Annotated in this window: 13 protein-coding genes and 2 pseudogenes; 10 read left to right on the forward strand and 5 right to left on the reverse strand. The window is 63.7% G+C overall.

The window, feature by feature from the left end:
• From QXH22_RS29270 to QXH22_RS29285, 4 genes and pseudogenes are all read left to right on the forward strand, one after another.
• Window positions 1-561 (forward strand): annotated as a pseudogene (locus tag QXH22_RS29270) (hypothetical protein); the annotation flags it as partial.
• Window positions 562-1,425: 864 nt separating this feature from the next.
• The gene (locus QXH22_RS29275; protein ID WP_306277753.1) at window positions 1,426-4,779 is read left to right on the forward strand and encodes an RND family transporter; all 3,354 of its coding nucleotides are present in this window, start codon (window positions 1,426-1,428) and stop codon (window positions 4,777-4,779) included.
• Between the two features lie 78 nt (window positions 4,780-4,857).
• Window positions 4,858-6,096 carry an NAD-dependent epimerase/dehydratase family protein gene (locus QXH22_RS29280; protein WP_306248029.1) on the forward strand — a complete coding sequence of 413 codons (1,239 nt, stop codon included), beginning with the start codon at window positions 4,858-4,860 and terminating at the stop codon, window positions 6,094-6,096.
• Between the two features lie 88 nt (window positions 6,097-6,184).
• Window positions 6,185-7,351 (forward strand): glycosyltransferase, encoded by a 1,167-nt coding sequence (locus tag QXH22_RS29285; RefSeq protein WP_306277754.1) that lies wholly within the window; start codon window positions 6,185-6,187, stop codon window positions 7,349-7,351.
• 28 nt (window positions 7,352-7,379) lie between these two features.
• Here the strand turns inward: QXH22_RS29285 and QXH22_RS29290 are convergent, their stop codons facing one another.
• Window positions 7,380-8,252, reverse strand: a complete 873-nt coding sequence (locus QXH22_RS29290) for an ArgK/MeaB family GTPase (RefSeq protein ID WP_306277852.1) — start codon at window positions 8,250-8,252, stop codon at window positions 7,380-7,382.
• A 145-nt stretch (window positions 8,253-8,397) separates the two neighbouring features.
• On the opposite strand from QXH22_RS29290, the pseudogene QXH22_RS29295 reads away from it, so the two are divergent.
• The 3 genes and pseudogenes from QXH22_RS29295 to QXH22_RS29305 all read left to right on the forward strand — a co-directional run bounded on the left by QXH22_RS29295 (window position 8,398) and on the right by QXH22_RS29305 (window position 10,527).
• A pseudogene (locus tag QXH22_RS29295) lies at window positions 8,398-9,252 on the forward strand (proline iminopeptidase-family hydrolase).
• 91 nt (window positions 9,253-9,343) lie between these two features.
• Window positions 9,344-10,147: a transglutaminase family protein gene (locus tag QXH22_RS29300; protein ID WP_306247900.1), complete on the forward strand. Its 804-nt coding sequence runs from the start codon at window positions 9,344-9,346 to the stop codon at window positions 10,145-10,147.
• A 143-nt stretch (window positions 10,148-10,290) separates the two neighbouring features.
• The gene (locus QXH22_RS29305; RefSeq protein WP_306247897.1) at window positions 10,291-10,527 is read left to right on the forward strand and encodes a CsbD family protein; all 237 of its coding nucleotides are present in this window, start codon (window positions 10,291-10,293) and stop codon (window positions 10,525-10,527) included.
• Between the two features lie 53 nt (window positions 10,528-10,580).
• On the opposite strand, the gene QXH22_RS29310 is transcribed toward QXH22_RS29305, so the two are convergent.
• From QXH22_RS29310 to QXH22_RS29325, 4 genes are read right to left on the reverse strand one after another with little or no spacing between them, the layout of a single operon-like run.
• Window positions 10,581-11,348 (reverse strand): enoyl-CoA hydratase/isomerase family protein, encoded by a 768-nt coding sequence (locus tag QXH22_RS29310; protein WP_306277755.1) that lies wholly within the window; start codon window positions 11,346-11,348, stop codon window positions 10,581-10,583.
• A 1-nt stretch (window position 11,349) separates the two neighbouring features.
• Complete coding sequence (locus QXH22_RS29315) at window positions 11,350-12,450, reverse strand: acyl-CoA dehydrogenase family protein (RefSeq protein ID WP_306277756.1); 1,101 nt, start codon at window positions 12,448-12,450, stop codon at window positions 11,350-11,352.
• A complete protein-coding gene (locus QXH22_RS29320; RefSeq protein ID WP_306277757.1) occupies window positions 12,437-13,342 on the reverse strand; it encodes an acyl-CoA dehydrogenase family protein in 906 nt (301 codons plus the stop codon). The genes QXH22_RS29315 and QXH22_RS29320 overlap by 14 nt, the downstream gene beginning before the upstream one ends.
• Window positions 13,320-14,723 (reverse strand): class I adenylate-forming enzyme family protein, encoded by a 1,404-nt coding sequence (locus QXH22_RS29325; protein WP_306277758.1) that lies wholly within the window; start codon window positions 14,721-14,723, stop codon window positions 13,320-13,322. Before QXH22_RS29325 ends, QXH22_RS29320 begins: the two co-directional genes overlap by 23 nt.
• Before the next feature lie 93 nt (window positions 14,724-14,816).
• Between QXH22_RS29325 and QXH22_RS29330 the strand changes: the two genes are divergently transcribed.
• The 3 genes from QXH22_RS29330 to QXH22_RS29340 all read left to right on the forward strand — a co-directional run bounded on the left by QXH22_RS29330 (window position 14,817) and on the right by QXH22_RS29340 (window position 15,797).
• Window positions 14,817-15,098 carry a 2Fe-2S iron-sulfur cluster-binding protein gene (locus QXH22_RS29330; protein ID WP_306247888.1) on the forward strand — a complete coding sequence of 94 codons (282 nt, stop codon included), beginning with the start codon at window positions 14,817-14,819 and terminating at the stop codon, window positions 15,096-15,098.
• Window positions 15,099-15,116: 18 nt separating this feature from the next.
• The gene (locus QXH22_RS29335; protein WP_306277759.1) at window positions 15,117-15,431 is read left to right on the forward strand and encodes a DUF4286 family protein; all 315 of its coding nucleotides are present in this window, start codon (window positions 15,117-15,119) and stop codon (window positions 15,429-15,431) included.
• 72 nt (window positions 15,432-15,503) lie between these two features.
• A complete protein-coding gene (locus QXH22_RS29340; RefSeq protein WP_306277760.1) occupies window positions 15,504-15,797 on the forward strand; it encodes a hypothetical protein in 294 nt (97 codons plus the stop codon).
• The last annotated feature ends 4 nt before the right edge of the window (window positions 15,798-15,801 follow it).

Here is a 15,801-nt window from a genome sequence, read left to right on the forward strand (position 1 = left end):
CAATCGCTGGCCCAGGAGTCGTTCACCAGCACCGGGGAGTATTGGGTGCGGATCTTCGCCCTGCTCGTGATGACCTGGGCGGCCGCGGCCAATGGTGACGCGCAGACCGCGGTCGCGCACGCCGAGCACGGCCTTGCCCTGTCCGAAGCCCACGGCCACGACATCATCCTCCGGACGTACCTTTGGGCAGCCCTGGCGCTCAGCCGCATGGTCCTGGGCCAACTCGAATCCGCCGAGCAGGCGGTCCGGGAAGGTTTGCAACTGTCCAGGATGATGAATGACACCGTCTCTTGCGCCACTTTCGTGGAAGCGGCATCCTGGATCGCCGCGGCCCGGAAGGAAGCATGGCGTGCCGCGGTCCTGACGGCCGCAGCTGCCACTATCAGCCGGTCCGTCGGCGCCGATAGCGCGGTCTCGGCGAATGTAGGTCAATTCCACGAAGCATGTGAACACCAAATACGTGAGCAGCTCTCACCTAGCGAATACCGGACCGCAACCAACGAAGGCAGATTGCTGTCCCTCGACGAAGCCATCGCCATCGTTCTGGATGAAACTGCCTGATCGATCATGTCCGATCAGGTGGCGGCCACACGGATCTCAACGACCAGGCGGTAGCTGATGACCCGATACTTCGATCGAGGATCCATTAATTTGCGGTGGCAGATTCGACGCACACGATAGTGGGCCGATACCCGACGCCGTAATCGTCGTCAGTACCGCCAAACCGGCGACGCGTGTGACAAGCATCCGGGCCTTGCGCCTGTCGCTCATGGACTCAACTCCGTTCTTTCCTTCGGATCATTTCTCAAATTCGACCAGAAATCAGAAACTACCACACCGCAAATTACCTAAAAAATTCACTTTCAGTACAGCGCCATATTCCAATATTCCGCGATCGGGCCCCCTTTCAGCCCGGAAGGCCTCCAGCCCCGCAGATCTCCGATATTAAATCCGCAACTTTCCCAAGAGAAGAGAAATCTCCACCGCCGCTTCAAATCCGGTAATTGCGAGACTAGACTGTCACATTTATGCCACAGTTGCCTCGCGTGACGTGAACCCGTATCGCCGATTCCCGGTCGGAGCCGGACACTTGTGACGCTCGCCGCCGCCGCATCCTGTGTTCATCGCTGTGACTGGCGCCAAGCTCTGGCTTGCCGAACCTGACAAACACGCGAACTACCAACCACTTTGATCGGTGGTCCGTCACCGTCGGCCGCAACCGTCAATCGCACATGTCCGGGTGGCGAACCGCGTTCGTCCCGCATTCCGGTTAAAACAAAAATGTCGCAATGAAGAGTGCAATGTATCGGTTCCTGCATCACGGTAACAATTGCGACTACACGCCTTCAAAAGACGCAATAATTGCCCGCAATTGACGTGATCGCCCTCTTCACGGGCCTCACATTAGGGTCGTAGGATAACGCGATGCCTGGCCGTCCCGTTTCGCACGAACAAGCGAAGCCAGGTGGACTTTTTGATCAGATTGGCAAATTTGTCATCCGGAGACCCGCATTAATCATCGGGCTTTGGCTGGTGACAACGGCAATATTATTCGGAACGCTGCCCTCATTACATTTACAGGCCGTGAAGCACCAAGAAGCGCCGTTGCCGAATGACGCGCCCTCGGTAGCACTCAGCAAGCAGATGGGGCGAGCATTCCATGAAATAGAAGGCGGATCGCTCCTGCTGGTGGTCTTGACCGATGAGCGGGGCCTCAGCCCTAGCGATGAGAACGTCTATCGCGGTCTCATCAAGAATTTGCGGCAAGACACTCAGGACAAAGTTCTGGTGCAGGACTTCCTGACCGTGCCGGCGCTCCGCCAGATATTAGAGAGCACCGACAAGAAGGCATGGAACCTACCGATCAGTTTCCCCGGCGAGGGGCCCACCGCGGAAACACAGCAGGCTTACCGGCATATAGCCGAAATCGTGAGAAGCTCGGTCGCGGGAACCACCCTGAGCGCTAGCCTCAGCGGGCCGGTGGCAACCATATCCGACTTCCAGCAGCTGGGCGAAGATGATTCCCGAGTAATCGAAATCGGCACCGTATTGTGTGTTCTCGCAATACTTTTCACCATTTATCGCAACCTCGTGACGATGCTGCTGCCGGTGGTCACGATCGGCGCTTCAGTGCTGTTCGCGCAGGGGACGCTGTCGGCTCTGTCCGACCACGGTTTGGCGCTGAATATGCAGGTGGTGGCCTTTATCAGTGCGGTGATGATCGGCGCCGGGACGGACTACGCGGTTTTCCTCATCAGCCGGTATCACGACTACGTCCGGCAGGGCGTCGATTCGGACCAAGCGGTCGAGCGAGCATTGTTGTCCATCGGCAAGGTGATCGTCGCTTCCGCCGCCACGGTCGCCATCACTTTTCTGGCGATGGTGTTCACCCGACTGAAAGTCTTTTCCGCCGTTGGACCGGCGACCGCGATCGCGATCGCGGTGTCACTGCTGGCGGCGGTGACTCTGCTGCCTGCATTGCTGGTGCTGGCGGGTCGGCGAGGCTGGATTCATCCGCGGCGTGAATTGGCGAGCAGGTTCTGGCGCCGGTCGGGCACGGCGATCGCGCGGCGACCCGTCACCTACCTCGCCGGCAGCCTGGTGGTTCTGGTTGTCCTGGCCGGATCTGCAAGCCTCATCCACCTGAGCTTCGACGACGTCAGATTCCTGCCCCGCGATGTGGGCAGCGTGGTCGGGTACGAGCAGATCAACCACCACTTTCCCATGAATACGATGACGCCGGCCGTTCTCCTCGTTCAATCGCCGCGCGACTTACGCACCCCGGCTGCGCTGGCTGACCTCGAAGAGATGGCCCGCAGGATCAGCGAGCTGCCCGACGTCGCCGTGGTAAGAGGCCTCACACGGCCTACCGGCGAAACGGTCGAACAAATGAAAGCGTCGTTTCAAACCGGCGAAGTGGGCAGCAGACTCAGCGACGTATCGACCACGATCGGGAACCGCGCCGGAGACCTCGACACGCTTGCCGGAAGTAGTCACCAGCTGGCCGGTGCGCTTGCCCACGTGCGCGAGCAGCTGATCGGCGCCGCATCCGGGGCGGACCGGCTCATCACCGCAGTTGAGGACTTGAAGGCTTTTCTCACTACGAACCAGACACGCCAACAGCTGGTGAACGCCGGACAGATCGTCGGCCGAATGGCGGCACTGAGCAGCAATTTGAGCACCACAGTGGCGAGCGCTCAGCAAATTGCCAGGTGGGCGGATCCCATGGTTCCCGCCCTGACGTCCAGCCCCGTCTGTAGTGCCGATCCCGGATGCGTCCGCTCGCGCACGGAATTGGCGTCGCTCGTTCAGGCCGACAAAGATGGCACCCTCGCATCGGTCGCGGCACTGGCGGCGAGCTTTCGAGAGAATCCCGATCCCAACACCGTCTCCCAGACGATGAAGCAATTCGAGCAGCAACTCGGTATGGCCCACACCTTATTGAGAACCATGGATGGCCTGCGGGGCCGGGTGGCGCAAATGACGCTCGGAGCCGACACTCTCGCGCAGGGCAGCGCGGCGGTGGCCGAGGGAGTTCAGCAGTTGGTCGATCGGACCAAACAGCTCGGGACGGGACTGAACGAAGCTTCCTCATTCCTGTTGAGCATCAAACGCGACGCGCACACCAGGTCGATGAACGGCTTCTATGTTCCGCCGCAGTTCATGAGTCGCGGGGAGAATTTCAGCGGCGCGGGAATTTTCATCTCGGACGACGGCCATTCGGTGCGCTACTTCATTCAGAGCGCGCTCAACCCCTTCACTACGTCCGCGATGGATCAGATCTCGAGGATCACCTCGGCCGCGCGTTCGGCTCAGCGCAATACCGAGTTGGTGGACGCATCGATCGGACTGACGGGCATCACAGCCGGCCTCAAAGACATCCATGACTACTACCGCAGCGACATGGAGTTCATTGTCATCTCCACCGTCGTCATCGTATTTCTCGTTCTGGCTGCACTACTGAGGGCAATCGTCGCGCCGCTCTACCTGATCACGTCGGTCTTGATTTCCTACCTATCAGCCCTGGGACTGAGCGTCATCGTCTTTCAATTGCTGCTGGATCAGCAGATGCATTGGAGTTTGCCGGGGTTGTCTTTTGTCTGCTTGGTCGCGGTGGGCGCGGACTACAACATGCTCCTGATATCCCGAATTCGGGAAGAATCGTCCGACGGCGTCCGCCTGGGAGTTGTCCGAACAGTGGGCGCCACTGGCGGCGTGATCACATCAGCCGGGATGATATTCGCCGCTTCGATGTTCGGACTGATGGCAGCGAGCATCGGCACGGTAGTTCAGGCAGGTTTCACCATCGGTATGGGAATCCTCCTCGATACTTTTCTCGTACGTACTGCGACGGTGCCGGCTCTGGTGGCAATCATAGGACGGGCCAGCTGGTGGCCTGGAGAACGCGCAGGCAAATGGCTCCGGAATACATCAAACGCCTTGGCATACCAACTCTCTCGCGGGAGCCGCGGGCTCTCCGGTGGCGTTTCCGGCCCCGCTGACAAGCGCTGCACGCCGGGAACCGTTACCAGCTCTGTTGAACCACCCAAGCCGGGCGCAGCCGCCGTCATCAGTGGTCTGCTGCAAAGCCGTTCCGGGATACACGCCCTGCCGTTGTTCGCATGCCACCACGGCACCCAACCGCCGCCCCGACGGTCACAATCTCGACGATCAAGGCCCACGAACAAGGCACAAGAAGTCAGCAGGCCGGACGCGGATTTCGTGCAGCACGCGTTACCGCTTTTTTGTCTCATCGAGGCGCCGATCACAGCCAACTGATACGGGGCGGGAAAAAAGTACGGCTGAACGTGGGAATCCCCGCCTCAGCTACCAACACATCAGCAAAGGAGTTCAATCATTAAAATAATCGTCTTGGGTGGCGACGGCTTCTGCGGATGGCCATGCGCCCTCAATTTGTCCGACGCCGGCCATGACGTCGTCATCGTAGACAGTCTTGTGCGCCGCAAGACAGATATCGATTTGGGCGTCAAGTCGCTGTCGCCGATTGCCAACATCTTCGAACGCTTGGAGGCATGGGCACGGACCGGCGGAAATCCCATCAGGTTCGTCCAACTCGACATCGCGACAGAGTACGAGCGGTTAAGGGACCTACTCGAGCGGGAACGTCCGGATTCGGTGGTGCACTGCGCCGAACAGCGTGCCGCTCCGTACTCGATGAAAAACCCTGCGACCAAACGCTATACAGTGCACAACAACGTCAACGGCACGCATAACCTGCTCTGCGCAATCGTGGAGACGGGACTCGATATCCACGTTGTGCACTTCGGCACCATGGGCGTGTACGGGTACGGCGGTCTGCAGAACGGCTCGATCCCCGAAGGTTACCTAGAGGTCGAGATAGCCGGCGGTGGTCACGGTCCGTCCCGGCGGGAAATCCTTTACCCCGCTGACCCGGGAAGCGTCTATCACATGACCAAGTCGCTTGATCAGTTGCTTTTCTATTTCTACAACAAGAATGATCGTATTCGGATCACCGACCTGCATCAAGGAATTGTCTGGGGCACGAATACGGTACAGACGAAGCGCCACCCGAAGCTGATCAATCGTTTCGATTACGACGGCGACTATGGAACGGTCCTCAACCGCTTTCTGATGCAGGCAGCTATCGGCTACCCATTGACGGTGCACGGCACCGGAGGACAGACCCGCGCATTCATTCATATCAGTGATTCGGTGCGCTGCGTACAGTTGGCGCTCGAGAATCCGCCGCACAATCAAGACCGGGTGAACATCTTCAATCAGATGACCGAAGTCCACCGGATCAGGGACCTGGCGGTGAAGGTGGCTGAGTTGACCGGTGCGGAGATCAGTTATCTGCCCAACCCGCGCAAGGAAGCGGTCGAGAACGACCTGCAGGTCGAGAACCGGCACCTGCTGGACCTCGGGTTGAAGCCGACAACCCTGAGCGACGGCTTGATGACTGAACTTGTCGACGTTGCCAAGCGCTTCGCCTATCGGTGCGACCCCGCTCGGGTGCCATGTACAAGCGCCTGGGTCGGCCCGGCAAATGTCAGCGGGGAGGTCGCCGAACCCGCATTGACAGCCCCCTTGGGCGCACTCACATCGGAGATATAGAGCAGCGCATGTCCGTGCAATGCATCCCCGCCGCGGCATTTACCGCCGATATCGGTGGTTTTTGCCTACCCGACGTGAGGTTCACTTGATGCGTATTTCGATATTCACAGATAATTTTGTGCCGAAGGTCGACGGCATCGTCACCCGTCTCACCATGACGGTGCGGGCCCTGATTGACGCCGGGGATGACGTGCAGATCTTCTGCCCCGATGATGCGCCGTCCACCTACCACGGGGCGGAGATCGTAGGTTTGCCATCCGTCCGATTACCGTCGTACCCCGAGGTGAAATTGGCGCTGCCCACGCGCACCGTTTCCGCGGCCTTGAACCGATTTCAGCCGGATGTGATCCACGTGGTCAACGCATTCGGGCTGCTGGGCGTGGGGGGCATCTGGTTCGCCAAGCGCAAAAAGATTCCGCTGGTCGCCAGCTACCATGTCGACCTGCTGAAGTATGCCGATTTTTATCGGTGGCCCGCGCCGGTGAAACGGGCCAGTTGGAAACTCGTCAGAGCAGCTCACAACCAGGCAGCACTCACACTGTGCACCTCGACACCACTGGGCGCAGACCTCCGCAGCAGTGGTGTCCAGCGCGTCACCCAATGGCCACGCGCTGTGGACACCGAACTCTTCCATCCTCACCGCGCCTCGTCGGAATGGCGCAATCGGCTGCTGGGAACCCATAGCGACAATGGCGCACTTCTTCTCTACGTCGGCCGTCTGGCCGTGGAGAAGGAGATCGAACAAATGCGTCTCGTGCTCGATGCGTTGCCCGACGCCCGGTTGGCGCTGGTTGGCGACGGCCCGCACCGAAGACAACTCGAAAGGCATTTCGCCGGAACCGCGACCACGTTTCTGGGGTACCTGAGCGGTGAACAGCTGGCGGCGGCCTACGCCAGTGCCGACGCGTTTGTGCTGACCTCCTGCACCGAGACCCTCGGCCTGGTGCTGCTGGAGGCCATGGCGGCAGGCTGCCCCGTGATCGCGGCCAACCGGGGCGGTATTCCTGACGTCGTCCAGGACGGCGTCACAGGTTTCCTGTACGAACCCGGCCGTCCCGGTGACTTGGTCGCGCAAAGCAAACGGCTGTTGAGCAATGCCGCGCTGCGCCAGGCGATGAGCCGGTCTGCGCGCCAGGAAGCCGAGCGGTGGTCCTGGAAATCAGCCACAGACGAGTTGCGCCGTCAATATGTGCGGGCTGTCGGCGCTAACCCCACGCGCCGCCGCTTGATCGCCAGCGGTGCGTCGGCGGTGTAGGGACCTTTCCGAGCGGAAGGCACGGAGGTCAGTCCTGCCGGGGCGCCAGCAGTAGTTCGGCTGCGGCGTAGGGATCGCCGTGTCCGTCGACGACCGATTCGGCGAGCAGATCCAGGTCGGTGCGGGTCCGTAGCCGGGTTTGCGCCAGCGACAGGATCTGCGCCCGGGCGCGGGCCAGCCGCCGGGTGCGGTTGTCGGAGCGGTGATGGGCGTCGATGGCGGCGACCAGATCCTCGAGCCCGTCGCCGCGGGCCGCGATGAGGCTGACGATCGGCGCGCTGGTTTCGGCCCGCAGATCGCGCACGGTCTGCTGGGCACCGTCGCGGTCGGCCTTGTTCACCGCCACGATGTCGGCGACTTCCAGCAGACCCGCCTTGGCGGCCTGCACCGCGTCGCCGGCTCCGGGGTTGAGGATCACGATAGTGGGGTCGGCGACGGCGGCGATCTCGATCTCCGACTGGCCCACTCCGACGGTCTCCAGCAGGACGACGTCGTAGCCGATGGATCCGAGCAACCTGATCGCCGCGGGGACGGCAGCGGCGAGGCCGCCGAGATGTCCCCGGCTGGCCACCGAGCGGATCAGCACGTCGGAGTCGTTGATGTGCGCGGTCATTCGGATACGGTCGCCCAGCAGCGCGCCGCCGCTGAACGGCGAGGACGGATCCACGGCCAGGACGGCGACCCGTTGATCCTGCTTGCGGTAGGCGCCGACGAGGGCGCCGACCGTGGTCGATTTACCTGCGCCCGGGGGTCCGGTGATTCCGATTACCCGCACCGGCGCGGCCGGGCCGAGGGCGGTCAGCACCTCGTCCCGGCTCTCACTCTCGACGAGGCTGAGCAGTCGCCCGGCGGCGCGCGGAGAACCGTTGCGCGCCTTGGTGATCAGGTCGGTGACGTCCAGGGTTGGGTCCGTTCAGCGGGGCGGGTTGGTAACGAGAACCCCATTCTCGCACTTTCTCCCCTCTACCCGCGAGCAGACACAAAATCGCAAATTTGCGAACGACAACGGGCGATTTTGTGTCTGCTCGCGCGGCCATAATGGCACCGTGGACACGATCGAGGTTCCTGGCGGCCGGGTGTGGTTCAAGCGGGTGGGGGCCGGTGCTGGCCTGCCTCTACTGGTGGTGCACGGCGGCCCCGGCCTGCCGCACTACTACCTCAGCTCACTGGAGCGCCTCGCCGACCAACGGGAAGTGATCTTCTGGGATCAGCTCGGCTGCGGAAACTCCGAGCACCCCGCCAACCCCGACCTGTGGACCATGGAACGCTCGGTCGCCGAGCTGGACGCCGTCGTTCGGGCCTTGGGGCTGAACGCTTTTCACCTCTTCGGAAACTCGTGGGGCGGCATGCTGGCACAGCAGTATGTGCTGGACGTCCCCTCCGGTGCCGTCAGCCTCACCATTTCCAACAGCGCAGCGTCCATTCCCGTCTTCGCTGAGAACGTCATCCGGTTGAAGTCCCAGTTGGATCCCGCCACCCAACATGCGATCGACCGCCACGAAGCCGCCGGCACCACCGATTCCGCGGAATACCAGGCCGCGATCACCACCTGGAACGAAACCTACCTGTGCCGGACGCTGCCCTGGCCGGACGACCTCTACCGGGCCTTCGCGAACATGGGTGCCGAGATCTTCCAAACGATGTTCGGGCCCAGCGACTTTCACATCGTCGGCACCATCCGGGACTGGGACGTGGTCGACCGGTTGGGTGAGATCGCCATCCCCACTCTGTTACTGGCGGGCAGGTAAGACGAGTGCTCACCGGAGCACATGAAGGAAATGCACGAGCGCATCCCCGGTTCCCGTTTCGAGTTCTTCGAGCACACCGCCCACCTACCGTTCGTGGAGGAGCCTGAGCGTTTCGATGCGGTAGCGCGTGACTTCCTGGGGCAGCACGACTGAGCTTGATCGCCAGCGAATGCGGGTACCCGCGAGCTGTGGTTGGCTACAAACGATGAAGTTTCGGCGCGATCGTACAAAGGGGGGCGCGTTGATGAAGCGTGAGGTCGGGGCCAGCCTGCGGGTCACCGTCACCGATCCCACGGCCCTCGAGTTTCAGATCGCGGTCGCCGCGCTGCCAGGTCTGCAGATCAACGAGTCGCTGCGGGTGAACCTGGACGGCAAACCGGTTTCGCTGCGCGAGATCCCCGGCGAACATGGCACCCGTATCCACACCGCCGACGTCGGGACGGGTGATCTGCAGGTCGACTACGAGGCCACGGTGGTCGGGCGCGCCGACCCGATCGCGGTGCGGGACCTCGACGTCTCCACCTACCTGCGGCCCAGCCGCTACGCCGAGGCGGACAAGTTCTTCGGCTTCGCGGCAACCGAGTTCGGTCAGTACACCAACTCGGTGACACTGCTGGAGAAGGTGTCCTCCTGGGTGGGTACCCGGCTGAAATACGTTCCGGGGTCCAGTGATCCGATCGACGGTGCGACGGACACCCTGCTGGCGGGCGCCGGGGTGTGCCGGGACTACGCACATCTGGTGGTCGCACTGCTGCGGGCGGTGAACGTGCCCGCCCGGCTGGTTGCGGTCTACGCACCCGGGTGCGACCCGATGGACTTTCACGCGGTGGCCGAAGCGTTGATCGACGGGCAGTGGCAGGTGGTGGACGCGACGTGCCTGGCGCCGCGCCAGACGATGCTGCGGATCGCCACCGGACGCGACGCCGCCGACACCGCGTTTCTCGACAACCACGGGGGCGCAATCGAATTGACCGAATCGGTGATCACCGCGGTCACCACCGACCCGTTGCCGCGGGATTCGGTGGAAGAACTCGTGGCGCTGGGCTGAGGAACTACCCCCGGCGAACGGGATTGTCGCCCCCGGGACCGCGGGTCACGGCCGACACAGTGACAGTCGCCATAGTTTGATTGTTCGGACGTTCCCACGGGGTAACCGAATCAGGACCGCGTGCCAACGAAAGGAGCGCAATCATGGCCGACAGTGGACCTGTGGCAGGCATCAAGGGCGTCATTGAGGACGTTATCGGTAAGGCGAAGGAAATCGTCGGAATCATCATCAGCAACGACGGTCTTCGCAACGAAGGCCGCGCCCAGCAGGACAAGGCGAAGGCGCAGCGCGACGTGGCGAAGAAAGAGGCCCAGGCTGAGTCGGCCCGGGTGGCCGCCAGCGCGGCCGAGGCCCGTCAAAAGGCCCAGTCCTCCAAGTAGCACCCTGAGCGTGGGGTCACGTGCCGTGCATGTGGCCCCACGCTTGTGCGTTGTCAGCCCTTGCCGGCGTTGAGCTTGCTGACGATCGAGCGGAAGTCCTCGGTGACGAACGACTGGTGCTCGGCCGACAGGGCGTAGTCCAGGCTGGCGAGCACGGCGCGCTCCAAGTGGATGTTCAGCACCCGCTTAGTGCTCTCCACCGCCTGCTGGGGCAACTCCATGATCTTCTTGGCGCACTCCACCGCCGCGGCGAACGGGTCGTCGGCCACATGGTTGGCCAACCCGAGTTCGACCGCCCGCTGAGCACGAATCCTGGTGCCCGTCAACGCATATTCCTTCGCCAGCAGCAAGCTGATGTGCAGCGGCCAGGTCAAGGGTCCGCCGTCGGCGGCCACCAACCCCACCTGCACGTGCGGGTCGGCGAGAAACGCGTCCGGTGCGATGTAGACGATGTCGCTCAGCGCGACCAGACTGCAACCCAGCCCCACGGCCGGCCCATTGACAGCCGCAATCACCGGGATCCGGCACCGGGCCATGCCCAGCACGATCTCCCGCCCGTCGCGGATGGTCTTGGCGCGCAGGTCGGGGTCTTCGGCGAGTTCGGCCAGATACGCGAAATCCCCACCGGCCGAGAAGGCCTTGCCGCGACCGGTGATGACCGCGGCCCGCGCCGACGCGTCGTCGGTCAGCCGCTGCCACAATCGCGCCAGCCCGACGTGCAGACTGTCGTTGACGGCGTTCAGGTCATCCGGCCGGTTGAGGGTGATGATCCGCAGCGCCCCCTCGGCGCGAACGTCGATTTCGCTTGGCATGTCGTACATGTCAGACTCCCAATCCCAGGATCCGCGAGGCGATGATGTTCTTCTGTATCTGCGATGTCCCGCCCATCACGCTCTGTGCGCGGCTGTACAGGTAGGCGTTGAACAGTGCGGCGTCACGGGTGCCGCCCACGGCCAGCGCGGCGTGCCCGACGGACTGTTCGACCCACGTCATCAGCAGTTTGTCCAACGAGCCTTCCGGCCCGTGCGACACACCGTCGAGTTGCTCGGACAGCCGGCGCCGCACGTGGTGCGTCAGCATCTCGGCCTGCACCGCGGCCCATGCCACTTCCTCTTTGACAGAGTCGTCCGGGTCCCCGTTGCTGCGGGTCACCAACTCCGCGACCAGTTTGTTGTAGCGGGCCGCGTAACCGAGGGTGGACGGTTCCCGTTCGTGGCCAACAACCGTCATCGCGACGGCCCACCCGTCTCCGGGGGCACCGACCATGCGATCTGCCGGTACCGTGGCGCCGTCGAAGAACACCTGGCCGAACTCGTTGGTGACGCCGTTGATCATCTGCAGCGGACGCTGTTGCACGCCAGGCTGTTTCATCGAAAGCACGAAAGCGGACAGACCGCGGTGCCGCTTGGCATCGGGATCGGTGCGGGCCAGCAGTAGGCACCAGTCGGCGACGTCGGAGTAACTGGTCCAGATCTTGTGCCCGTGGATCACGTAATCGTCGCCGGCGCGGGTCGCGGTGGTGGTCAGCGACGCCAGGTCCGAACCGGCACCCGGCTCGCTGAACCCCTGACACCAGCGCTCGGAACCGTTGATGATGCCGGGCAGAAACCGCTGCCGCAGCGCATCGCTGCCGTGGTGACCGATCCCCATCACCAGATACCCGACGCTGGGGCGCGGCGGGGCGCCCGCCCGCGCAATTTCCTCGTCGACGATGACGTCGTAGACCGGCGGCAGCTCGAAACCCCCGTAATCACGGGGCCAGGACAGTCCGAAGAAGCCCTCTTCGTAGAGCGCGCGGTGCCAATCCGCCTGACGGGCCCAGTATTCGTCCCCGGAGCCGCCGAACTCCTTGGCGTGCAACGCAAGCCACGCGCGCAGCCGCTGCCGGAATTCCGCCTCCTGAGGTGAGTCACGAAAGTCCACGGCCGACCTCCTTCAGGGTGACCGGCCACAGCTCGGTCGATGTCAGGGCGCGGCGCAGGTATAGGTGCGCCAGGCATTCCCACGTGTTGCCGATGCCACCGTGTACCTGGATCGACGTCTCGCACACGGTGCGGGTAGCGCGTGCACAGTAGACCTTCGCCACCCGGGCGGCCTGGATAGCCGCGGCCGGGTCCAATTCGTCCACTGCCCAGGCGGCATGGCGCAACACGCTCACCGAACCCTCGATCAGCGCGAGGCTTTCCGCCAGCAGGTGGGCAATCGCCTGGTAGGACCCGATCGGGTTGCCGTACTGCTCGCGGATCTTCGCGTAGTCGCAGGCGACGGCCTGCGCGCCGCGGGCCGCGCCGACCAGGTCTGCCGCCGTGCCGACCAACGCGAGAGCAAACCAGCGGTCGGCAACTTCGGCGGACACCTCACCCAATTCCTCTGCGTCACCCGCGATTCCCGCGCACGCCCGGGTCAGGTCGGCTCCGCCGCCGGCGCCGTCGAGCTGCGTCGCGAACACCGTCGTGTTCGAGAGCAGCAATGCGCGCCGATAGCCGCGGGTGTCGAAAGCGACGCCGCCGACCGCCACCGTCGCGGCACTGGCTGTGGAACCGAGATGGCGGGCCAGGTCGTCAGCCAGTACCGGTCCGAGGAAGGGAGCGTCGACCAGTCGCCGGCCGAATTCCTCTGCCACCAGCGCCACTTCGACCCCGGAGGCGCCGTCCGACCGCAACGAGCGCCAGCCCGTCTGGTCAATCTGCTTGTCCAGGCGCGCAATCCGGCCCTGGTCGGACAGCTCCTGCACGGCTGCCGGGCCGAGGTCGTCGGCCATCTTGGCCGCGGCATCACGCAATTGCTGTTGTTCAGCAGTCAGACGTACATCCATAGCTCTCCTTGAGCACTCTGCGCAGCACCTTGCCCGAGGGCAGGCGGGGAATCTCGGTCACGAACACCACCCGGCTCAGACGCTTGTACGTCGCGAGTTTCGCATCGACCCGGGCGATGAGTTCCTCGGCATCGACCGGAATGCGGGTGGCGATGGCAGCGACGACGGCCTCGCCGTTGGCTCCGTCCGGCACGCCGAAAACCGCGCAGTCCTTCACCGCCGGATGGCCATGCAGCACGGTTTCGATCTCGGCCGGCGCGACCTGGAAGCCCCGCACCTTGATCATCTCTTTGAGGCGATCGGTGATTCGCAACCAGCCGTCGGCGTCCAGCCATCCGACGTCCCCCGTGCGATACCAGCCGTCGTCGCAAACGTCGGCGGTGCTCGCCGCGGGCAGGTATCCCGCCATCAGCGAGTCAGCGCGCGCCTGGATCTCGCCGACGTGGCCGGGGCCCTGCGGTTCCCCGGTGTCCATCGAGACCACCCGCAACTGGACGCCGGGCACCGCGCGGCCCACCGAATCCAGCCGCGCCCCGGTCAACGGATTGCAGGCGATCACCGGCAGTTCGGTGGTGCCGTAGGCCGGCACCCAACCGACACCCGTGCGGCGGGTCACTGTCTCGGCGATGCTGTCGGTCACCGGCGTCGCCCCCCACATGATGTACCGCAGCGACGACAGGTCGTAGGACTCGAGGTCCGGGTGCGAGGCCAGCGCCAACGCGATAGGCGCCACAGCCATTTCGACTGTGATCCGGTCGGTTTCGATATGCCGAAGCATCCGGTCGATATTGAAACGCGGGTGCAGCCTGACACGAGCGCCGGTGCGCAGCGCGGTGAGGATGTTGAGCAGGCCGAGGATGTGCGACGGCGGAGTGGTGACCTGCAGGCGGTCCCGCTCGGTCAAACCCAGGGCGTCGCGCCACTGCCGCACTGCCGCGTTCAGCGAGGCGTGTGTATGCCGTACTGCCTTCGGCAGTCCGGTGGTGCCGGAGCTGAAGACCAGCACCGCGTCGGCCTGCGATGACACCGGAGCGCCGACGGGTTCGGCGGGCGCAAGGGGTTCGTCCAGGTGCAGCATCGGCATCAGGCCGGCCAGCACCGGATGGTCACCGAGCGCGTCGACCGGCCCGGTCAAGGCGAGTGCATGCTCGACCTCGTCGCGTTTCCAGGCCGGACTGATCAGCACGGCTGCCGCGCCGACGCGCCAGATCGCGTGCACTGCGGCGATGAATTCCGGCCGGTTGGAGGCCATGAGCGCGACCCGCTGCCCGGCGTCGACTCCACGCTTCCGTAAGGTCGCGGCCAGGCTGTCGGTGAACGCATCGAGTTCAGGCAGGCACACGTGCCGATCCTCGAACACGAGCGCCGCCGGTTCGGTCACGTCTCGATCCCTCCGGCGGTCTTGAGAAGGTCCTATCGTCTAGTGAGAATAGTATTCTCTATACTGAAGAATACAAGTACGGGGAAGGTGCGCATGACGGAGGCCGCCGTGGTGACGATTCACCTCGACCGCAGGAAAGTGTCGGTGCCGCTGGTTCCTGGTGAGACTTTGCTGGAAACGGCGCGACGGGCCGGGCTCGACCCCCCGTTCAACTGCGAGGCCGGCAACTGCGGCACCTGTATGGCCAGGCTCACGGAGGGCACGGCGACCATGCGCGTCAACGACGCCCTGGACGACGACGAGGTGGCCGACGGCTACATTCTGACGTGCCAGGGCATTCCGGACACGACGCGGATCACCGTTCATTACGAGTAGCCACGAGAGGCGACGACCATGGCCAAAGGCATCATCTACGTCGAGACGTATCCGAGTTCGCCGGACCGCGAAGAGGAGTTCAACACCTGGTACGACGAGGTCCACCTTCCCGAACTGGTCGCTCTCGACGGGATCGTGTCGGCACGCCGGCTGCGACCGGTCAACGGCGAAGGGCCCTATGTGGCCCTTTACGAGATCGAGGGTGACGATCTGCAGGCAGTCCTGCAGGGCATGGGCGGGGCCAAGCTGACCATGTCCAGTGCGCTGCAACTGGATCCGCCGCCGATTCCGCGACTGCTCGAGGTGATCGCCGAGCACGAAGCCGACGCCTAACCGGCCGGCGGGCTCATTCCAGCAGCCGCCGCCGCATGGCCTCGGCCACTGCCGCGCGAGCAGCAGCATCAGATGGCGGAATTCATTCACGACGTGCCGCTGCAGTACCTGCTGGCCGCCCGCCAGGATATTTCGGAACATCTCGGGAAGCACCCGGACGAGCGCGTGAGCGACTCCCTGGCCAGCCTCACAGTCGCATCAGATCAATTGCGGCAGGCCACCTTCGAACTCCATCCCGCCGTCCTCGAGCATGCCGGACTGCCTGCCGCCATCGGACAGCTGACTGGTGCCCTGACGACCCGCAACGGCATCGCGGTGACGCCGGGCACACCCATCGAAGTCGTGGTTCCGCTGCCAGACAACTGACGTC

The sequence above is a fragment of the Mycobacterium sp. TY814 genome, assembly GCF_030755175.1.
Classification (GTDB): Bacteria; Actinomycetota; Actinomycetes; order Mycobacteriales; family Mycobacteriaceae; genus Mycobacterium.